Below are 20770 nucleotides of genomic sequence, written 5' to 3' on the forward strand. Positions count from 1 at the left end.
GCAGGCAACTGCCCCCGCGCCTTTATGTAGACAAACAACGGTCTGACTAACCGCTAACCCGCCCGGTGCTTTTACGCACGATCAAATGGCTGCTTAGCGTCTGGCGCCGGATAACGCGCTCGCCGCGTAGTAGATGGAGTAGCGACTGCATGGCCTGTTGGCCTATTTCGTTACGCGGCTGGCTGATGGTGGTCAGTTCAGGGTCGCAGTATTCGCTCAGCCCGATGTTATCAAAGCCGACCACCGACAGTTGGCCGGGCACTGTAATATCCAACTGGCGAGCCGCCTTGAGTACGCCAACCGCCATCTCATCGCTATGGCAGAAAATCGCGGTGGGGCGCTGCGCGTTATCCAAAAGCGCCAGCCCCTGCTGAAATCCGGATCGAAAACTAAAATCACCCTCAGCAACGCAGACCTGATCGATAAGGCCGTGAACGGAGAGCGTGTCGCGATAGCCGCGCAGGCGCTCAAGGCAGATAGGGTTGCCCGCCGGGCCGGTAAGGGTGGCAATACGTTGATGGCCAAGCGACACCAGGTAATCAATGGCCTGGCAGCTCGCCTGATGGTTGTCGATGGCAATTAAAGGCAGATCGATATCGCTAAAAAACTCGCAGGCCATGACGAGCGGAAAGTCCGCCTGACCGTCCGCCTGACCGTCCGCCTGTTTAATCAGCGTCTTGGGAATTTCCGAGGTCAGCAGCACGATGCCGTCGGCCTGATTGGTCGACAGTAGCCGAAAATAGGCCTCTGCGCGCGCCGGGTCGTGTTCGCAGTCACCAATCAGTATTTGGTAGCCAGCCTGATGGGCAACATCTTCCATGCCGCTAATAATTTCGGAGAAAAACGGGTTAGAAATATCCGGCAAGAGCGCCACGATGGTTTTGGACTCGGCGCGGCGCAAGTTGCGCGCGGCAATATTGGGTGCGTAACCCACTTGGGCGATTGCTTGATTAACCCGTTCCCGGGTGGCATCGCTGACCTTTTCAGGCGTCGCCAGGGCACGTGATACGGTCGCTGTCGAACAGCCTGCCGCTTTAGCCACATCCTTGATAGTGGGCACGCTAGGCGACTGCTTGCTCGTTACCTGGGTGTTAAGCATTGAACGATAGTCCTGGTAAAACGCGCCGGAATAGGCGGGCGGCTAAATGCGATTCTGGCGCGCTAACGCTAAAAATGTAAATGATTACATAGCGCTCTGACCATTTTAACCGCGATATTAGTTTTAACATTTTGATTAGTTTGATAAGTATGCGCTGCTTTATTACGTGATTTTTATTGATTCTTTAGTCTATAAGTCAAACTTTAATATACATTTTTAGTTATAAAATTCATGTAAATCATAATCTTAGTAAATTTTATTTGCGCTTCAGGCACTGCTTGACCGCCTTTCTTCGCTCTGCTGCAATGTAATCCATTACATCACATTGTTCACGCTCGTTGTCAAAGCTAAAACAACAAAACAAAAGAGGTAGATGATGAAAACCCTTAAAGGGCCAGCGCTCTTTCTCGCCCAGTACATTGGTGATCAACCGCCTTTCGATAACCTGGAGCATATTGCCCGCTGGGCATCAAAGCTGGGCTTTAAAGCGATCCAAGTCCCTACGCTGGATAAGCGGTTTTTCGATCTTGAGCAGGCGGCAAAAAGCCAGGTGTATTGTCAGGAAATCCAGACACTTTTAGCGGGGTATGACCTGGAGATTTGTGAGCTCTCAACGCACTTGCAGGGCCAATTGGTGGCCGTACATCCGGTGTACGATAGCCTGTTTGATGGTTTCGCCCCACCTGAATTGCATGGCGACCCGGCAGCGCGTCAGGCATGGGCCGTCGAACAGTTGAAGCTTGCCGCACGGGCCAGCGCCAATTTGGGTTTAAAAGCGCATGCCACCTTCTCAGGTTCGCTGCTCTGGCCCTTTCTTTACCCCTGGCCGCAACGCCCCGCTGGGCTGGTGGAAGATGGGTTTGCTGAACTTGCCAAGCGTTGGCGGCCCATTCTGGATGCCTTCGATGCTGCAGGTGTGGATTTATGCTTTGAGATCCATCCTGGCGAAGACCTGCACGATGGCGCGACTTTCGAGCGCTTCTTAGCTGCGGTCGATCATCATCCGCGCTGCTGCATGCTGTATGACCCTTCTCACCTTGTGCTTCAACAGCTCGATCACCTTGCCTTTCTTGATCGTTACCACCCGTACATTCGCATGTTTCACGTCAAGGACGCCGAGTTTCATCCCACGGCCCAGCAGGGCGTTTACGGTGGCTACACTTCCTGGGTCGAGCGGGCAGGCCGCTTTCGCTCCCTGGGCGACGGGCAGGTCGACTTTAAAGCGGTGTTCTCGAAACTGGCGCAGTACGATTTTGACGGCTGGGCGGTCATCGAATGGGAGTGTGCGCTCAAGCACCCTGAGCGGGGCGCGGCAGAAGGCGTTAAATTCGTGAATGAACACATTATCCAGGTGACCGACCGGGCATTTGATGATTTTGCCGATGCCGGAACGGATCGTGAGGCCAACCGCGCGCTGCTGGGTCTCGGTTAAATTAATGCTCAGGGGTGACTTAATGACGACAAACAGCAACACGCCGCGCAAACTTCGACTTGCCATGGTAGGCGGTGGTCAAGGCGCCTTTATCGGCGGGGTGCACCGTATGGCGGCGCGCCTGGATGACCGTTTTGAACTGGTGGCAGGGGCTTTTTCCTCCCAGACAGAACGCAACCTGGCCTCCGCTGGCGAATTGGGCGTTAGTGAGCAGCGCTGCTATGCCGACTACGCAGCACTTTTGGCAGGTGAAGCCGCGCGCGAAGATGGCGCCGAAGTCATCGCAATTGTCACCCCCAACCACCTGCATTACCCGGCGGCGCTGGCAAGCCTTGAAGCGGGCTTTCACGTGGTATGCGAAAAACCCATGACGCTCAGCGTTGAGGAAGCCGAACAGCTGGCCCAGGCGGCTGAACAAAGCGCGCGCCATTTTGTGCTGATGCACAACTACGCGGGTTACCCACTGGTGCAGCATGCCCGTGAGTTAATTGCCGAGGGCGCGCTGGGGCAGCTTCGCCACGTGCAGGTCGAGTATATTCAGGAATGGTTAAGCGAACCCCCAGAAGCTGATAACCGGCAGGCCGTCTGGCGGTTAGATCCTGCGCAGGCGGGGGCGGCGGGCTGCCTGGGCGATATTGGTGTGCACGCCTTTCAGCTTGCTCAGTTTATAAGCGGTCAGCGGGTCAGTGAGGTAAGCGCTGAGCTAGTGGCTGCCGTTCCAGGCCGGGCGCTGGACGATAACGTTCAGGCGTTGTTGCGTTTCGATGGCGGTGCGCGGGGCATGCTGTGGGCAAGCCAAACGGCAGCCGGTTACGAGAATGCGCTGAGTATTCGCGTTATCGGTGAAAAGGCCAGCCTGCAGTGGGCCCAGGAACAGCCCAACGAACTGTGGTTCAAACCACTTAACGGGCCAAGCCAACGTTTAACGCGGCGTAACGATTGGTTAAGCGAGGGTATTGGTCAAGGCATTCGCCTGCCGGGCGGGCACCCGGAAGGCTACATTGAAGCCTTTGCCAATCTGTATCAGGCGCTGGCCGACGGTCACAGGTCAGGCGAGTATCCAGTTTGGTTGCCAGGCATTGACGATGGCGTTGATGGCATGCGCTTTATTGCGGCAGCCATTGCCTCAAGCCAAGCGGCTAGCGCCTGGACGCCGCTGCATCTCAGTGAAACTGAACACATTGCAGGGGACGCTCTATGAGTGAGCCTATTTTAAGGCTTGAGGGGATAGGAAAAGCGTTCGGGCCCGTTCAGGTGCTGGACGATATTTCCTTTTCCGTGATGCCGGGTGAGGTGATCGGCATTCTAGGGGAAAACGGCGCCGGGAAATCCACTCTGTTAAAAATCATCAGCGGTATCTACACCCCCACGGTGGGCACGATCTACCTGAATGGCCAGATATTTAGTGCGCTGGACCCGATTACTGCCCGCTTTCATGGCGTGGCAATGATCCCTCAGGAGTTCAACTTAATCCCCACGCTGCGCGTCTATGAAAATGTCTTCCTCGGTCAGGAGGTACGCCGTAACGGGTTTCTTGATCATGCCGACATGCGTAAGCGGACTCAGGAACTGCTCAGTTCGCTTGAAGTGAACCTGGATCCCAGGCTTCCCATTGCGCAGTTAAGCGTGGCCCAGAAACAAATGGTCGAAGTCGCCAGGGTTCTGGTCAATGACGCGCGACTTCTGATTTTGGATGAGCCAACCACGGTGCTGACCGACCGCGAAGTCGCTGTACTGTTTAGGGTAGTACGCGCGCTGGTGGCCAATGGCGTCACGATTCTGTTCATCTCTCACAAGCTCAAGGAGGTCAAAGACCTCTGTGACCGGCTATTGATTTTACGGGACGGCAAGCAGGTAGAACTTTGTGAGACCAAGGCGCTTAACGAAGAGGATATGGCACGTAAGATGGTCGGGCGTGAGCTATCGCAGATCTATCCTGACAAGCTCCCCTTGGACGTGACCAGCGCACCACCCGCCCTACAAGTGCGCGGTCTGAGCCTTAAAGGCAAGCTTACCGATATCAACCTTGAGGTACGCCGTGGCGAAGTGCTCGGGCTTGCCGGACTGGTAGGCGCCGGACGCACGGAAATTGCAGAAACCATCATGGGGTTACGCCGCAAAGCGAGTGGCGAGGTATTGATTGATGGCCAAGCGGTGGATATTCGCTCACCCAACGAAGCCCATGCCCATGGGTTGGCATACCTTTCAGAAGACCGGCAGGGCAAAGGACTGATTCTCTCGTTTAATGTCATGCAGAACATTACGGCCCTTAGCCTGAAGCGTTATGTGCGCGGTTTTATTCAGCATCGCGCGGAGCGCCGCCGCGCCGAGCACTACCAGCAGCGCCTGGCGATCAAGGCCTCCAATCTGGCAGCACCCGTAAGTCTGTTGAGTGGCGGCAATCAGCAGAAGGTTTACTTCTCGAAGCTACTTGATATCGAGCCCGATATCCTGATTCTCGATGAGCCAACGAGGGGCATCGATATCAGCGCCAAGCAGCAGATTTATCGGCTGATTCGCGACCTTACCGAGCAGAATAAAGCCGTTATCGTTATCTCCTCCGAGCTTGAGGAGGTAATCGGTATGGCTGATCGCGTTCTGGTGATTCGCGAAGGGAGGATCGCCGTCGAGCTTAACGGTGACGATATCAACGAAGAACAAATAATGCTGTATGCCGCTGGCGCGCGACAGCACGTCAACTGTAAACGAGTAGGGGATTACGATGGCACAACCTCTTAATACCAAGTCGATGGGGGGCGTTGCGCGCCAAGGCTTGCGTAGACTGCCGCTCAATGCAACGATTCTGGCCCCGCTAGTGGCACTGATCTTGCTGTTCGTTGTGTCATCCATCGCCAGTGAATACTTTCTCAATACGCGCAATATTTCTAACGTGATGCGTCAGGTTTCCTATACCGGCATCATCGCGATCGGCATGACTTTCGTGATTATTGCCGGAGGGATCGACCTTTCCGTGGGGTCGATGGTGGCGCTGGTTGGCGTGATTATCCTGTACATCATCAATACCATCAGCGACCCCATTCAGGCGGTGCTTCTCGGCATGCTGGCCGCAATCGCGGCGGGCGGGCTGTTAGGGCTATTCAATGGTCTATTAGTCACTCGAGGACGCATAGCCGCCTTTGTGGTCACGCTTGCCAGCATGTCGATCTTTCGCTCGCTGGCGCTCTATTTTACCGATGCGGCGGAAGTTTCAACCCGCAACCCGCTATTCTCAAACGTGGGCGGCGGCTTTTTTCTGGGTATTCCGATTCCCGTACTGGTGTTCTTTGGCCTGGCCATCCTTGCTCATCTTTTGTTGTTCTACACGCCTTACGGTCGCCATGTGTGTGCGGTAGGCGCCAATGCTCAGGTAGCGCGCTATTCGGGCATTCGGGTTGAGCGCATTGTGCTCTCCACTTTTGTAATTGCGGGTATTTGTGTGGGGCTTTCCGCCATCATGCTGACCTCGCGACTTAACTCGGTAAGCCCAAGCGATGCAGGCTACTTTTATGAACTGGATGCCATTGCCGCCGTGGTGATTGGGGGCACGGCGCTTTCCGGCGGGCGCGGCACGGTATGGGGCACGGTTATCGGCGCACTGATCCTGGGCATTATCAACAATATGCTTAACCTAACCGGCGTTTCCCCCTACTTGCAGGGGCTGGTCAAGGGCGGCGTTATTTTGCTGGCGGTGCTGCTGCAGTACAAGCGTGCCTGATTCGCTAACACTGTCTTTAAAAACGGTCTTTAAAAACGGTCTTTTCGGTCGCTATGCCCAAACCGGGCCGCCGATCATTCTGGGCGGGGCTGGCTCGTCCATCCACGACGTAAGTTAGAAAGGGAGCAACAACAATGACGCTATCACGCCTTTTCAAGACCGCCGCGCTGGCGACAGCTCTGGCAGGTACGCCCAGCCTAGCCCTGGCCGACGACTACCATATCGGGGTAACGGTGCCGTCGGCCGATCACGGCTGGACCGCAGGCCTTTTATGGTGGGCACAGCACGCAGCCGACGAGCTCAGTGAAAAGCACCCGGATGTGAGCTTTACCGTGCTTTCCGCCAACTCTGGCACAGCCCAGGTCTCCAACGTAGAGGATCTGATGATTCGTAACCTGGATGCGCTGGTCATCCTGCCACATAACCCGGCAACGCTTCAGGCGGTCATTTCCGAAGCCTACGATGAGGGGATCTATACCGTCGTGGTGGACCGGGAGCTTGAAACGCCTGCGCAGGATGTGTTCATTGCGGGTGATAATCCGGGCCTTGGCGAACAGGCAGCGCGTTATATCGCTGATGAGCTGGGTGGCGAAGGCAACATTCTGGTGCTGGAAGGCCCGCCCATCCCCATCAACAGCCAGCGCGTTGATGCCTTCAACCGGGTAATGGAAAACTATCCCGGCATCAATATTCTGGCTTCTCAAACCACCGACTGGAACCCGCAGCAGGCGCTTAGCGTAACGGAAGACTTACTGGGCAGTAACCCGGAAGTAGACGCCATTTGGGCGGGTGACGATGACGTGCTGGTCGCGGCCCTTCAGGCCATTGATGAAAATAACCGTGACGATATTCAATTGATCGTGGGCGGCGGTGGCTCTCAGCGGGTTATCGAAATGATTCGTGAAGAGCATCCGATGGTTAAAGGCACCGTTACCTATCCGCCGAACATGATTGCCTCTGCCATGGCGCTAGCGGTGCATGGCGTGAAGGGCGAGCATCTGGGCGACATGTACCATGGTGTGCCTTCGCGGATCATCCTCGCGGCCGACCTGATTACCGCTGATAATGTTGAAGAGTTCTACGAGCCAGAAGCAGCTTACTAAGTTACCTGTCTGTCAAACACCCCGCACGTGGCTATTTAATAGCCACATGCGGGGTGTTTTGTCTGGCAGGCCGATCGCTACGCTAGCTGTTTACTCTCATTAGTCGGCTGCTACGTGGCGGGCAGGGCGTAGCTTGCAGTTACATGTACGACCGGGAGGGTTTCGTCGGCGGCAGAGAATACCTGCACTTCACCAACCCCCAAGCGGCGGCCAAGCTTGATAAGTTTAGCGTGGGCGATAATGTCATGCTCGCCTGATGCTGCGCGTAGAAAGTGACAATTGAAATCGCTGGTGACCGCCATGGGTTCAGGGCCTATTTGAGCGAGGATAGCGACATACAGCGCCACATCGGCAAAGCCCATCATCGTGGGGCCGGAAACTCGCGGGCCGGGGCGCAGGTGTTCGTGAGCTATCGCTAGGCGCATGGTGGCACACTTATCGCCTACGCTCACAATCCTGCCCATTCGTTGGGGAAATACCTCATCTAGAAAGTGCTCGATCTGTTCGACAGTCATTACGGTCATTGTTGTTATCCTTCATAAAAAAGCCCCAAGGCATACACCTTAGGGCTAGTGGTACCATGAAACGAATTTACTTGGCTTTATGCACCTGGCGCCACTCGTGAAGCAGCGGCTCGGTGTAGCCTGAAGGCTGCACGCGACCTTTGAAGATCAAGTCTGATGCCGCCTTGAACGCAGTGGAGTCCTCAAAGTGACTGCTCATTGCGGTGTAAGTGGGGTCTCCGGCGTTTTGCTCATCGACCACTTTGGCCATGCGCTTGAGGGTTTCCCGCACGCGGGCTTCATCCACAACGCCGTGGTGTAGCCAATTGGCAATGTGCTGGCTGGAGATACGCAGCGTGGCGCGGTCTTCCATCAAACCCACGTTATGAATATCCGGCACTTTCGAGCAACCCACTCCGTGCTCAACCCAGCGCACCACGTAGCCAAGAATGCCCTGGCAGTTGTTATCCAGCTCCTGCTGAATCTCGTCATCCGACCAGTTGGCGTTTTCAGCCACTGGCACGCTGAGCAGATCGTCCAGGAAGTCAGGTTCACCCTGGCTTTCAAGCTCGCGTTGAACGCCGATGACGTTTACCTGATGGTAATGCAACGCGTGTAGAGTGGCCGCCGTAGGTGACGGTACCCAGGCCGTATTGGCACCGGCTTTGGGGTGGCCGATTTTCTGTTCCAGCATGCTGTGCATTAAATCGGGCATGGCCCACATGCCTTTACCTATCTGAGCGCGACTGCGCAGGCCGCAGGCAAGACCTACCTGTACGTTGCTCTTCTCGTAGGCCGAGATCCATTTGGCGCTCTTCATATCGCCCTTGCGGACCATGGGGCCCGCTTCCATGGCGGTATGCATTTCATCGCCGGTACGATCAAGGAAGCCGGTATTGATGAACGCAACGCGTGACGCAGCCTCGGCAATGCACGCCTTGAGGTTGACCGTGGTGCGACGTTCTTCGTCCATGATGCCCATCTTCAGGGTATCGCGGCTCATGCCGAGAATATCTTCCACGCGGCCAAACAGTTCGTTGGCAAAAGCGACCTCGGCAGGACCATGCATCTTCGGTTTCACGATATAAACTGAGCCGGTGCGCGAGTTGCGCGGCTGATCAGCGTCCTTTTTCAGATCGTGCAGCGCGATCAAAGAAGTCACCACGGCATCCAGAATACCTTCCGGTAACTCGTTGCCTTTTTCGTCCAGAATCGCTGGGGTGGTCATTAAATGGCCCACATTGCGCACGAACATCAGCGAACGGCCGGGTAGGGTTACCTTGCCGCCTTCAGTGGTTTGCCAGGTTCGGTCAGCGTGCAGCTTGCGGGCGAAGGTTTTACCGCCCTTATCGATGTTCTCTTCCAGGTCGCCTTTCATCAGGCCGAGCCAGTTGCTGTAAACGCCTACCTTATCTTCGGCATCCACAGCAGCGACGGAGTCTTCGCAATCCATAATGGTGGTCAGTGCGGCTTCTACCACCACGTCTTTTACGCCCGCCGGGTCGGTCTTGCCAATGGCATGGCTGGCGTCGATCTGGATTTCCAGGTGCAGGCCATTATTGGCAAGCAGGATCGCCTCAGGCGCAGTCGCTTCGCCGTTAAAACCAATCAGCCTGGCTGGATCTTTTAGTCCGGTTTCCTGACTGCCTTCCAGGGTAACTACCAAGTGGCCATCGCGAATCGCGTAGTTAACGGCGTCGCGGTGGGAGCCGGTGGCCAAAGGTGCGGCACGATCCAAAACGTCGCGCGCGTAGGCAATAACTTTTGCGCCACGCTTGGGGTTAAAGCTTGTGCCTTTTTCCGCACCATCCTCTTCTGAGATGGCGTCGGTGCCGTAGAGCGCATCGTAAAGGCTACCCCAGCGCGCATTGGCTGCGTTCAGCGCGTAGCGTGCGTTACTCACCGGTACGACCAGCTGCGGCCCGGCTTGGACAGCAACTTCACGATCAACATTGGCAGTAGTGGCTTTCACGTTGGCAGGTGCATCTATCAGGTAACCAATTTCTTTCAGAAACCCGCGATAGGCGGGCATGTCGCTAACCGGTCCTGGGTTTTCGCGGTGCCAGGCATCGAGTTTTTCCTGTAGCGCATCACGCTCTGCTAGCAATTGTTTATTTTTTGGGGTCAGATCATGAAACAGGGCATCGACGCCGGACCAGAAGGCGCTTTCATTGACGCCCGTTCCTGGTAGGGCCTGCTCGTTAATAAAGCGGTCCAGCTCGGCGGCCACCTGCAAACGGTGACGCGTGATACGCTCGCTCATGGGGGTTCTCCTGTGAAGATGCCCGTGGACTTTAAAATGGCCACGGCCAGAGTAAAAATAATATTTATGGAAAATACTTCCATAACTGTACGGGCATGTAAACAGCGTAGACCCGAAAGCAGCATAATGCTCGACCAAATGATGAGAAGGGCACCCAGGCTGGCCTTCTTGAAACAATGGAAGTAGGGCGTTCACGGAGAGATAGGGATGCAGGATTTCCAACAGTTGGAAGGCTTGTTTCGGCAAGTGGCAGGTGAATCAGCGTTTTCCCGACTGATACCGGATGGGGCGCTTTGGAACGTCGTACAGGACTATTTTCTGCACTATGGTCTGGAAACACTGCTAGAAGACACCGATGAGGTGCACGCAGGGTTTATCGATACTGGACGGTTTAGTCTATGGTGCCAGGTATGGAGCCCTCCCAATCCGGCCGGAACAGCGTTTGTAGTACACGGCTACTTTGATCATTTGGGACTGTATCGGCACCTGCTGGCTCACCTGCTGACCAAAGGCTGGCGAGTGGTGCTGTGGGATCTGCCGGGCCACGGGCTTTCAAGTGGCCCGCGTGCGCAAATCGAAGATTTCGACGACTATCAGCACTGTCTGACGTATATGCAGAATAACCTGCAAACGCTAGAGATGGCCCCCAAGCCTTGGCTGGGGGTAGGCCAGAGCACCGGGGCAGCTATTTTAGCCACTGATGCCCTAACGCGTCGCGAGCAGGCCGGCTGGGATGGCCTAGTGCTGTTGGCGCCGTTGGTGCGCCCCTGGCGGTGGAGCCAGGCCAGTTGGATTCATCTTATCGCCAGCCCGTTTTTAAAAGATTTGCCGCGTAAATACCGGCCCAACTCTACCGACGAAGCGTTTGCCGAGTTTCTGCGCGACCGCGACCCGCTTCAGCCTGAACGGCTAAGTGTTGCGTGGGTGAGCGCCATGCGTCGCTGGATGCCGCGCCTGCTGGCACTGGAACCTATCGATGTGCCAACGTTAATTTTACAGGGCGAACAGGACCTGACGGTGGACTGGCAGTGGAACCTGACCGTTCTGGCAGAGAAGTTTACCGCTGCCGAGATTCATCGCCATCCAGAAGCCCGCCATCATCTGGTGAACGAAGCAGAACCGATCAGACGCACTTTATTTAATATTCTAGATAGGTTCGTAGAGGATTTCGGTAATTCGCCTAATGTCATGTAAGTAGAACTTTTTTTTGCTTGAGTTCGAATTTATTAATTTACTCATGAAGGTTATTCAAGCTTCTCTCAGCTGCGAAGGGGCGAACCTATTGCCTTATGTTAGGAAGTTAATTAGCAAAATTCATAAAGTAAATGTGAAAGAAACGTAATCAGCACATTACTAATATTGCAGCATATACAAAGGCTTAGGGTTGGTTGATGAGCTTGCGGTTATAGAAAATAAAAGGACTTATATTAGAATTTCCTAAAAAACAATGCCTTTATGTTTTCCACCTAAGCGTCAAAAAACGAAATTGTTGCCAAATGTAAACGAAGCGTGTAGAAAGGTAATTCAAAAGATAGTAAGGTAAAAACATTAGCCTGGAAATTTGAGCTGATGATGATGAAAAAAATGCTAGAAAATTCATTAACAGATTGATTTTTAGAAGTTTTATGATTTTTCTGTGAAAAATTAAGCGTAAGCAAATGTTTAAAATTGTAATTTTACGGTATTCAGCTATCATTTGGTGCTTAATCAGTCTATCCGCATTCTAGGCAATTGATGCGATTGAGGTTTGTAACAATCAAGATGTGCGGTAGGGCTGCACGACATGGTTGTTATTAATGGCGTACTAACAGGTTGCAGGTGAATTCAATATAGGAACATCACTATGATGTTTGTTATCGAAGCGTTATTTGGCCTGACAAGGCGACGGAAACAGTTAATTCAACTCATTGTTGACACCTTATTGATTATTGCCAGCTTTTTGTTGGCAATGCTCTTGCGGTTAGATTCATTTGAGTTTCTAACTAATGAGTCAGTGTGGCTCGCCTTGCCTGTCATGATACCTGTCAGCCTTTTTATTTTTATACGGCTGGGTTTTTATCGCTCAATTGTACGCTTTATGGGCATGAAGGCATTGCAGGCGCTTTTAGCAGGTGCTTTTGGATCTGCAGTGACGCTATACGTTGTCAGTATGGCCCTTAATTTGCCTATTCCCCGATCTGTGCCTTTCATTTATACGATGTTGGCTTTTATAACGATAGGCGGTATACGGCTAGCCTTGAGGTTAATGTATCAGCGCGGACAGCAGCTTCAAAAAACCAGAGTACTTATATATGGCGCCGGCGCAGCCGGTCGTCAGCTGGTGGTATCTTTGCGTCACGGTCGGGATTACGAACCTGTAGGCTTTGTTGACTATGCGCCCCTTCTCCAAGGCACACATGTACAAGGACTGAGAGTTTATAGTCCAGAATCCACGCCAAAATTAATTGAAAGTTTTGGTGTCGAAAAATTCTTATTGGCTATTCCAGAGGCAACGCGAGCGAGACGGCAGGAAATCATTGAGTCTATCGAGCCATTGTCGATTCCAGTGCAAACCATACCTGACATGGCAGATATTATCTCAGGTAAGGCAAAATTTAATGAGCTTCGTGACGTTCGCGTAGAAGATCTATTAGGTAGGGATCCCGTGCCACCTGATCCTAAGCTAATGGGAGCGAATATTACTCATAAGTCGGTTATGGTGACGGGCGCTGGTGGCTCTATTGGTAGCGAGCTATGCCGTCAAATTGTTCGTCTGCATCCTAAGCGCTTAATCATCGTCGATTCATCTGAATATTCGCTTTATCAAATTGATCAGGACCTTGCTCAGATAATCAATAAAGAAAACCTTAATGTTGAGGTGAAGCCCGCCTTAGCCTCTGTTCGCAATGGCGATGTTATTTCACGCCTGATGCGTACCTTTGAAACCGATACTATTTACCATGCTGCCGCTTATAAACATGTACCGCTTGTTGAATTTAATCCAGCGGAAGGGGTGCTGAATAACGTCTTTGGAACAATGGAAGTTGCCAAGGCAGCCATTAATGAGGGCGTCGAATCCTTTGTCTTGGTCTCTACGGATAAGGCTGTACGTCCAACCAACGTGATGGGCGCTAGTAAACGAATGGCAGAATTGATTTGCCAGGCATGCGCTGATGAACAAACGAGCACACGTTTTTCGATGGTGCGTTTTGGCAACGTGCTAGGTTCATCGGGCTCTGTCGTTCCTCTCTTTCGAAAGCAGATCGAGAAGGGGGGGCCCATCACTGTTACCCACCCTGATATTACCCGTTACTTCATGACCATTCCTGAAGCTGCCCAACTCGTTATTCAAGCCAGCGGGATGGCAACAGGAGGGGACGTATTTGTTCTGGATATGGGTAAGCCAGTTAAGATCGTAGAGCTTGCTACCCGGATGGTGAAACTTTCGGGTTTAAACTTTCGCTTTATTTCTGTCCCTTCCGATGCAAAGACAGTGTCCGCTTCAGAGCCTGACAAGGTAGCAGATAAGAAAGGTGAAATACCCATTCGGTTTACTGGTCTGCGCCCAGGTGAAAAGCTGTATGAAGAGCTTCTAGCAACAGATAGTGCTGAGAAGACACAACATCCCCGAATAATGACAGCATCAGAAGACTTTTTACCTTGGGCAGTACTTGAGCCAATGTTGTCCGAGCTAGAGGCGGCGTGTAAGGCTCAAGATGCTGAAAAAATACGCGAGTTATTGATAGCTGCGCCTACTGCCTACCAACCGCAGTCAGATATTGTAGATCATTTTTGGTTATCTACAGCTACCCAACATGCCATCAGCAAGGCGCCGATGGATACCACGGTTGTCTCAAAAGACGTAAGTGAACGTTATGCAAAAAATAGTGAAAGCCAATTGATGGCAAGCAAACCGGTGGAAACTGTAGGGATAATGCCTGACGTGAGTTTGGTTATAGATAGCTTGCATAGTAAACAAAATTAACATCTACAGGCATTAAACTTAATACAAGTATTAAGGCAGTTAAGTAATTAGACTGAGCTGAGCCAGCCGGTAGAGTAAGGTTTTATGGTTGGTTTTTTGCCCAGGTAGGGCATTTAGTAAATATCTTTTAACCATGGGTTTATCCCATGAAAAAAATCGTACTAGTTAATTTGCCGGCCTCGAGGATGCGCCAATAAAACCTCGGGGCGGTAGCGTGTAAAAAAGCTTCAGTAGGATGAAAAGCGCTAAATACAGGTAAAAATTCTGGAAACTGGGCTCTGGCGGTAATGGAGCTGGCAAAACCTTTCGCTCACTCTGCATTCAGGTAAACATTCTCATGAGAAAACAAACTATTCTTCGCTTGCTAATTGTGGTCTCAGTTGCCTTGCTGGTGGCTGGTTGCGCTATGGCGCCAGGAGGTGATATCGATTACGACGCACCGGAGCCACCGGATTTCTCGCAACTGGTCGATATCAAGCCCATTACACCAGAACTAGTGTGGAGTCAGGAAGCTCAGGAGCGTCGTGTACATCCAGTCACTCAAGAGCTACGCGAAGAAATAAGTAACTATGAGTATAGGGTGGGTGCAGGCGACGTTCTAAGTATTGTCGTTTATGACCATCCTGAATTAACTATTCCGACAGGTGGTGAGCGTAGCGCTGTGGAAGCAGGGAATATAGTGCGTTCCGATGGCACTATCTTCTACCCGTTCATAGGACGTGTGCATGTTGAGGGCAAAACTACCGAAGAGATCCGTCTTCAACTGACTCGGGGTCTGGCCAGCTTTCTTACAGAGCCCCAAATAGACGTCTTTATCGCTGCGTATAACTCCAAGCGGTTTCACGTAACTGGCGCAGTCTCATCGCCTGGGTCAGTGCCCGTCACTAACGTGCCGATGACCATACTTGATGCTGTTAACGAAGTTGGTGGGCCAACTGAGAACGCTTTTTGGCATGAAATGTTCTTGTTCCGCAATGGCAAAGAAGAGGAGTTATCGCTTTTTTCTCTGATAAGTGAAGGGGATCAACGTCAAAATCGGTTGCTTAGAGACGGTGATTTATTGCATATCCCCAGCGCTGATAACCAAGGTGTGGCCATGTTGGGACAGGTACGGTCGCCTGGTAACCTGCGTATGAACCGCGAGCGTTTATCTCTTACCGATGCCTTGGCGCGTGCAGGAGGGGTCAATGAACAGACCGCTAAGCCGTCCGGTATCTTTGTGCTACGTCGTAATGAGCCTGGCGCTGAAAAACTTGCCACTGTTTACCAGTTAGATATTAGCAATGCGATCTCCTTTGCGATGGCAAGCAATTTCCAATTAGAGCCCAAAGATGTGGTTTACGTAACAACCGCACCGCTAGCTCGTTGGAACCGCGTTATTAGCCTCCTCCTACCCTCACTCAACTTGCCTAGTGATCTGGGTAATAGCAGTGAGGGGCTGAACGACCTGCTTTAATATGACAAAACGTATCCTGGTAGTTTGTACCGGTAATATCTGTAGAAGCCCGGTTGCAGCAGCCATGTTGCAGCAGGGGCTTGCCGATATCGAAGTAACGTCGGCGGGTCTGGCAGCCGGGCAAGGGGGCGCAGACCAACGTATCGCTGCGCTTGCTCAAGCAGATGGGTACGACCTCAGCCAACATCAAGCGCGGCAGCTAGATCGCAATCTACTGATCAATGCTGACCTTGTGCTCGTAATGAGCGCTAAGCAACGGCAGGTAATTGCCCAAAAATGGCCTGAGATGTTAGGGAAAACGTTAATGTTTGGTATGTGGCGAAAAGATAAGCCGATTGACGACCGAGATATTCCTGATCCTTATCAGCGTAGCGATGAAGTCTGTCGGCTGGTTTATGACACAATCAAAACAGCAAGTTTCGCCTGGCGAGAAAAGCTTAAAAACACCGGCAATAAAAGCGTGTGGTAAACAATTTAAAGCTTTTTCATTATCCATTTTCATGCGCCTAAACGGTGTGTGACTGAGAGTTAGCGATAGAACCAATGTCAGACACATCACAAAAGAGTACTCCGGAAGAGACAATAGACCTAAGCCGAATGTTTGGTGCACTTTTTAGAAAAAAGTGGCTGATCATTGGCTTTACCGTATTGTTCGCTTTTATCGGCATTTTGCACGGCATGCTGGTAACGCCCATTTATCAAGCCGATGCGTTAGTACAAGTTGAAAGACGTAATACCGTTAGTCCACTTGGTGCGGTTGAGAGTGTTACCGGCCCAGCGTCAGGGGAGTTCAATACCTCGGCAGAACTGCAGATTCTGCAGTCGCGGATGGTGCTGGGTCAGGTAGTAGACCGAGTAGGTAGCGACTTCAATATTTCACCAGTGGAACTACCTTTTATCGGTGGCTTGGTATTACGTAGAGGCATACCCCGGCCTGACTTTATGAAGGGTTACCCGCATGTATGGGGGAATGAAAGTATCAATGTAGCCCGCTTTACTATTGATGATAGTCTCCGAGGGCAGAGATTTACCGTAGAGCGAGGCCCCAGAGACACCTATTATGTGATGCTAGGGGATAATCGTGTAGGAACGGGTACGCTAGGACGCCCTGAGGTATTTTATGAGGGTGGCCTTGAACTCACTATTGAAAGCTTTGAGGCTGCCGAGGGAGCGCAGTATGTATTGACTCGCCAGCACAAGCCATCGGCCATTCGTGGCATTGCAAGTCGATTGCAAGTAGCTGAAGTTGCTGGAGGCGGCACCACAACGGGCATGATTCGCTTAATGATGACTGGGGAGAAGCCGAGCGAGATCATCCGTAGCTTAGATGCCGTAGCACAAACCTTCTTAACCCAAAATATCGAGCGTCAATCCGAGCAGGCACAGCAAAGTTTAGAATTTCTCCAGCAGCAAGCACCAGAGCTGCGTGAGCAGCTTGATTTAGCGGAGCAAAATCTTAATGATTATCGTGCCAATCTAGACAGCGTGGATCTCAGCAGTGAGGCACAGGCAGCTATACAGCGTTATATTGAACTCGATACACGACTTGATGAGCTGGAATTTCAAGAAGCCGAGCTTGCACAACGATTCACGCCCAGCCACCCCAATTATCAAGCATTACTTCGTCAACGCCGACAGATTGAACGTGACTTGCAACAACTTAATGCCAGGGTGAACGAACTACCCGCTGCCCAGCAAGAGGTGCTGAGACGCACTCGGGATGTAGAAGTTACTCAAGCTATATATGTAAATATTTTAAACAAAGTACAAGAATTAGAAGTGGCCCGTGCAGGTACTATCGGCAATATCCGTATCATTGATAGCGCTGTACTCAATGGTCAAGTTGCCCCTAATGTAGCGCGTATTTTCGCTCTTTACACCGTTCTAGGCTTCTTGCTTATTGTCGGATATATATTATTGAAAGAGCTGTTGAAACGGGGTGTCGAATCCTCCGAGCAGTTAGAAAGTGTCGGCTTACCGGTTTACGCTACCGTACCGCTGTCCTCAGCACAGCATAAACTCAACCGAGAACTGAAACGGCGTGGACAAAAAACGTCGAAAAGTGTGGTGGGGGGCGTGCTGGCTCAACGAGATCCAATGGATCTATCCCTTGAGTCACTTCGGGGGTTACGTACCAGTCTGCACTTTACCATGATGGATGGACGCAATAATCGCGTCATGCTGACTGGGCCAAGTCCTGGTATAGGTAAAAGCTTTGTCAGTATTAACTTGGGTGCTATCTCGGCGATGGCGGGCAAGAAAGTTCTCATCATTGATGCAGACCTTCGTAAAGGCAATTTGCATCATGCCTTTGGCCAAGCGAGCGCAGGCGGTCTGGTTGAGTTTCTCAGTGGCGAACTAACGCTTGAAGATATCATTAAGCCCACAGGGATCGCTCATTATGATGTTATTACTCGGGGGGTAGGGGCTAGCAATCCTTCTGAATTATTGATGCGGCCTGGGTTTGAACAAGCGCTGGAAGACTTAAGCGAAATGTACGACATGGTAATTGTAGATACCCCACCTGTCCTCGCCGTAACTGATGCCTGTGTCGCAGGCAAACATTGTGGAACTACCCTGCTGGTAACAAGATTCGATAAAAACTCATTAAGTGAAATACGAATGGCGAAAAAGCGTCTTGAAGGTAGTGGGCTTGAAATACAAGGTGCAATTTTGAACGGCGTTAAAATCTCCTCTAGAGGCGCGTCGGGTTACTACGGATACGGTACCTACAAATACCAGTAGGTAATGCAAAGCATTTAAAGGAAGATAAAGATGAAGATTCTTGTAACCGGCGTAGCAGGTTTTATTGGTTTTCATACCGCCAGTCGTCTATTAGAAAGAGGCGACGAAGTCGTCGGGTTTGATAGCGTCAACGATTATTACGATGTTGATATTAAAGAGCGCCGTCTTGAGGAACTGCATTCCTTATCTGAAAAAACAGGAACCCCGTTTCATTTCATCCGCAAAAATCTAGCGGATCAAAAAGCGGTAACAAGCTGTTTTGAAGAGCATAAATTTGATCGTGTTATCCATTTAGCGGCACAAGCGGGTGTTCGCTACTCCATCGAGAACCCGCATAGCTATGTGGAAAGTAACATCATCGCGTTTACCAACGTGCTGGAAGCCTGCCGCTACGCTAAAACACCCCATTTAACGTACGCCAGTACTAGTTCCGTTTATGGTGCTAATACCAATATGCCATTCTCTGAGCATGATGGTGCTAATCATCCCCTTCAGTTTTATGCAGCCACCAAAAAAGCCAATGAAATGATGGCACATAGTTATAGCCATCTCTTTAGCTTACCGACCACAGGACTCCGCTTCTTTACGGTGTATGGCCCTTGGGGGCGGCCGGACATGGCGCTATTCAAGTTTACTAAAAGCATGTTGGCGGATGAGCCGATTACCGTGTTCAACCATGGCAACCATACCCGTGATTTCACTTACGTAGCTGATATTGTGGAAGGTGTGATCCGAGCCAGTGACCAAATCGCCGAACCTAATGCGGATTGGAACAGCGATGATCCAGACCCAGCTACTAGTAATGCCCCTTACCGACTGTTCAATATTGGCAATAATAACCCGGTGAAGCTAAGTGCTTACATCGAGGCGCTTGAGCATGCGTTAAATAAAACCGCGAAGCAGGATCTCTTGCCGCTTCAGGCAGGTGATGTTCCAGATACTTATGCTGATAGCAGTGAACTCAAAAATGCCGTTAATTACCAGCCTGCAACACCAGTAAAAGAAGGGGTTGCTAACTTTGTTGCTTGGTACCGTGATTATTATCAAGTGTGATCGCGACTGCAGTTGGGCCCTGTATCTGCGCAATGGTTAAACATACAAAGAATAGGAAAGGAATGGCATGAACGTCACGGTATTTGGAACAGGATATGTAGGCTTGGTGCAAGGCGCTATTTTGGCTGATGTAGGGCACCACGTTGTATGCGTTGATGTGGACGCTGAGAAGATTCAGCAACTCAGCCAAGGGCACATCCCCATTTATGAGCCTGGCCTTGAATCACTGGTGCGAGAGAACTATGCAGCGGGTCGGTTGGAATTCACTACCGACGCAGAGGCAGGCGTTAAGCATGGACAAGTGCAGTTTATTGCTGTCGGAACACCACCTGACGAGGATGGCTCGGCTGATCTTAAATATGTCCTGTCAGTAGCCCAAACCATCGCTGAATACATGCAATGCGAACAGATCATCATCGATAAATCGACCGTGCCGGTGGGCACTGCCGACAAGGTGAGGGCCAAAGTAGCAGAGGTCCTCGCCAAGCGTAATCGAGAGGATCTGAACTTCGATGTAGTATCCAATCCGGAGTTTTTGAAAGAGGGCAGTGCCGTTGCCGATTGTCAGAAACCCGACCGAATTATCATTGGCACTGAGAACGAGGCCAGTGTTGAGGTGATGCGCGAGCTGTATGCGCCATTCAACCGCAACCATGACAAAGTCATCGTCATGGATGTAAGAAGCGCAGAACTCACCAAATATGCAGCTAACTGTATGTTGGCGACCAAGATCAGCTTCATGAACGAGATAGCTAATCTCTCTGAGCTTCTAGGTGCCGACATCGAGATGGTTCGCCAAGGGATCGGTTCCGACCCGCGTATCGGCTACCACTTTATCTACCCTGGAGTAGGTTACGGGGGCTCATGTTTCCCAAAGGACGTTCAGGCGCTGATTCGCACTGCTGGTGACATCGATTTTGACGCCAAGTTACTAAAGGCCGTTGAAGCTCGTAACCAGGAGCAGAAAACCACGCTGTTCAAGAAAATACACCGTCACTTCGAAGGTCAGCTTGAAGGCAAGACCTTTGCTTTATGGGGGCTCTCTTTCAAGCCTAATACCGACGATATGCGTGAGGCACCAAGCCGGGTGCTAATGGAAGCTTTGTGGCAGGCTGGCGCTAAAGTACAGGCATACGATCCAGAAGCCATGGAAGAGGCGCAGCGTATTTATGGTACGCGTGATGATCTGGCGCTTTGTGGTACCAAAGAAGCCGTCCTGAAGGGGGCGGATGCACTAGTGATTGTTACTGAATGGCAGAGTTTCCGAGCCCCTAATTTTGACCTCATCAAGTCTCAGCTCAGTCAGCCCACGCTCTTCGATGGGCGCAATATGTTCCAGCCAGCACGTATGCGTAAGAAAGGCTTTACCTACTACTCGGTTGGGCGCAATGGTAGGGTGGTGTGATCACCAGCATTAAGATTATAAGACAGTATAAT

At 51.6% G+C, this 20770-nt stretch carries 15 protein-coding genes; 12 read left to right on the forward strand and 3 right to left on the reverse strand.

Features of this window, described 5'->3' with window-relative positions; translation table 11 throughout:
- Positions 1-46: 46 nt before the first annotated feature.
- Entirely contained in the window at positions 47-1099 is a 1053-nt protein-coding gene (locus ELY38_RS11585) for a LacI family DNA-binding transcriptional regulator (protein WP_127062395.1), read from the reverse strand.
- Positions 1100-1475: 376 nt separating this feature from the next.
- On the opposite strand from ELY38_RS11585, the gene ELY38_RS11590 reads away from it, so the two are divergent.
- The 5 genes from ELY38_RS11590 to ELY38_RS11610 all read left to right on the forward strand — a co-directional run bounded on the left by ELY38_RS11590 (position 1476) and on the right by ELY38_RS11610 (position 7349).
- A complete protein-coding gene (locus ELY38_RS11590; protein ID WP_127062397.1) occupies positions 1476-2531 on the forward strand; it encodes a sugar phosphate isomerase/epimerase family protein in 1056 nt (351 codons plus the stop codon).
- 22 nt (positions 2532-2553) lie between these two features.
- On the forward strand, positions 2554-3732 hold the full coding sequence (locus ELY38_RS11595; protein ID WP_127062399.1) for a Gfo/Idh/MocA family protein: 1179 nt from the start codon (positions 2554-2556) through the stop codon (positions 3730-3732).
- Positions 3729-5270, forward strand: coding sequence for a sugar ABC transporter ATP-binding protein (locus ELY38_RS11600; RefSeq protein ID WP_127062401.1), 1542 nt, complete (start codon positions 3729-3731; stop codon positions 5268-5270). Before ELY38_RS11595 ends, ELY38_RS11600 begins: the two co-directional genes overlap by 4 nt.
- Positions 5254-6246 carry an ABC transporter permease gene (locus ELY38_RS11605; RefSeq protein ID WP_127062402.1) on the forward strand — a complete coding sequence of 331 codons (993 nt, stop codon included), beginning with the start codon at positions 5254-5256 and terminating at the stop codon, positions 6244-6246. Before ELY38_RS11600 ends, ELY38_RS11605 begins: the two co-directional genes overlap by 17 nt.
- A gap of 134 nt (positions 6247-6380) precedes the next feature.
- Positions 6381-7349: a substrate-binding domain-containing protein gene (locus ELY38_RS11610; RefSeq protein WP_127062404.1), complete on the forward strand. Its 969-nt coding sequence runs from the start codon at positions 6381-6383 to the stop codon at positions 7347-7349.
- Positions 7350-7459: 110 nt separating this feature from the next.
- Here the strand turns inward: ELY38_RS11610 and ELY38_RS11615 are convergent, their stop codons facing one another.
- Complete coding sequence (locus tag ELY38_RS11615) at positions 7460-7873, reverse strand: PaaI family thioesterase (RefSeq protein WP_127062406.1); 414 nt, start codon at positions 7871-7873, stop codon at positions 7460-7462.
- A gap of 67 nt (positions 7874-7940) precedes the next feature.
- The gene (locus ELY38_RS11620; protein WP_127062407.1) at positions 7941-10115 is read right to left on the reverse strand and encodes a malate synthase G; all 2175 of its coding nucleotides are present in this window, start codon (positions 10113-10115) and stop codon (positions 7941-7943) included.
- A 207-nt stretch (positions 10116-10322) separates the two neighbouring features.
- Here ELY38_RS11620 and ELY38_RS11625 point away from each other — a divergent pair, with 207 nt between their 5' ends.
- The 7 genes from ELY38_RS11625 to ELY38_RS11655 all read left to right on the forward strand — a co-directional run bounded on the left by ELY38_RS11625 (position 10323) and on the right by ELY38_RS11655 (position 20738).
- Positions 10323-11309: an alpha/beta hydrolase gene (locus ELY38_RS11625; RefSeq protein WP_127062409.1), complete on the forward strand. Its 987-nt coding sequence runs from the start codon at positions 10323-10325 to the stop codon at positions 11307-11309.
- 649 nt (positions 11310-11958) lie between these two features.
- On the forward strand, positions 11959-14079 hold the full coding sequence (locus ELY38_RS11630; RefSeq protein ID WP_127062410.1) for a nucleoside-diphosphate sugar epimerase/dehydratase: 2121 nt from the start codon (positions 11959-11961) through the stop codon (positions 14077-14079).
- Between the two features lie 337 nt (positions 14080-14416).
- On the forward strand, positions 14417-15535 hold the full coding sequence (locus ELY38_RS11635) for a polysaccharide export protein (protein WP_127062412.1): 1119 nt from the start codon (positions 14417-14419) through the stop codon (positions 15533-15535).
- A 1-nt stretch (position 15536) separates the two neighbouring features.
- On the forward strand, positions 15537-16004 hold the full coding sequence (locus ELY38_RS11640; protein WP_127062414.1) for an arsenate reductase/protein-tyrosine-phosphatase family protein: 468 nt from the start codon (positions 15537-15539) through the stop codon (positions 16002-16004).
- A gap of 74 nt (positions 16005-16078) precedes the next feature.
- Entirely contained in the window at positions 16079-18280 is a 2202-nt protein-coding gene (locus ELY38_RS11645) for a polysaccharide biosynthesis tyrosine autokinase (protein ID WP_127062416.1), read from the forward strand.
- 30 nt (positions 18281-18310) lie between these two features.
- Entirely contained in the window at positions 18311-19333 is a 1023-nt protein-coding gene (locus tag ELY38_RS11650; protein ID WP_127062417.1) for an NAD-dependent epimerase, read from the forward strand.
- A 67-nt stretch (positions 19334-19400) separates the two neighbouring features.
- Positions 19401-20738, forward strand: a complete 1338-nt coding sequence (locus ELY38_RS11655) for a UDP-glucose dehydrogenase family protein (protein WP_127062419.1) — start codon at positions 19401-19403, stop codon at positions 20736-20738.
- Positions 20739-20770 lie beyond the last annotated feature (32 nt).

Source organism: Vreelandella nanhaiensis (assembly GCF_003990185.1).
Classification (GTDB): Bacteria; Pseudomonadota; Gammaproteobacteria; order Pseudomonadales; family Halomonadaceae; genus Vreelandella; species Vreelandella nanhaiensis.

Excerpts from the sequence above, each read along its gene's own strand:
- ELY38_RS11625 (WP_127062409.1), top strand. The coding sequence starts at position 10,323 with ATGCAGGATTTCCAACAGTTGGAAGGCTTGTTTCGGCAAGTGGCAGGT.
- ELY38_RS11645 (WP_127062416.1), top strand. The coding sequence starts at position 16,079 with ATGTCAGACACATCACAAAAGAGTACTCCGGAAGAGACAATAGACCTA.
- ELY38_RS11620 (WP_127062407.1), bottom strand. The coding sequence starts at position 10,115 with ATGAGCGAGCGTATCACGCGTCACCGTTTGCAGGTGGCCGCCGAGCTG.
- ELY38_RS11590 (WP_127062397.1), top strand. The coding sequence starts at position 1,476 with ATGAAAACCCTTAAAGGGCCAGCGCTCTTTCTCGCCCAGTACATTGGT.
- ELY38_RS11655 (WP_127062419.1), top strand. The coding sequence starts at position 19,401 with ATGAACGTCACGGTATTTGGAACAGGATATGTAGGCTTGGTGCAAGGC.
- ELY38_RS11605 (WP_127062402.1), top strand. The coding sequence starts at position 5,254 with ATGGCACAACCTCTTAATACCAAGTCGATGGGGGGCGTTGCGCGCCAA.
- ELY38_RS11630 (WP_127062410.1), top strand. The coding sequence starts at position 11,959 with ATGATGTTTGTTATCGAAGCGTTATTTGGCCTGACAAGGCGACGGAAA.
- ELY38_RS11640 (WP_127062414.1), top strand. The coding sequence starts at position 15,537 with ATGACAAAACGTATCCTGGTAGTTTGTACCGGTAATATCTGTAGAAGC.
- ELY38_RS11635 (WP_127062412.1), top strand. The coding sequence starts at position 14,417 with ATGAGAAAACAAACTATTCTTCGCTTGCTAATTGTGGTCTCAGTTGCC.
- ELY38_RS11595 (WP_127062399.1), top strand. The coding sequence starts at position 2,554 with ATGACGACAAACAGCAACACGCCGCGCAAACTTCGACTTGCCATGGTA.
- ELY38_RS11600 (WP_127062401.1), top strand. The coding sequence starts at position 3,729 with ATGAGTGAGCCTATTTTAAGGCTTGAGGGGATAGGAAAAGCGTTCGGG.
- ELY38_RS11585 (WP_127062395.1), bottom strand. The coding sequence starts at position 1,099 with ATGCTTAACACCCAGGTAACGAGCAAGCAGTCGCCTAGCGTGCCCACT.
- ELY38_RS11615 (WP_127062406.1), bottom strand. The coding sequence starts at position 7,873 with ATGACCGTAATGACTGTCGAACAGATCGAGCACTTTCTAGATGAGGTA.
- ELY38_RS11650 (WP_127062417.1), top strand. The coding sequence starts at position 18,311 with ATGAAGATTCTTGTAACCGGCGTAGCAGGTTTTATTGGTTTTCATACC.
- ELY38_RS11610 (WP_127062404.1), top strand. The coding sequence starts at position 6,381 with ATGACGCTATCACGCCTTTTCAAGACCGCCGCGCTGGCGACAGCTCTG.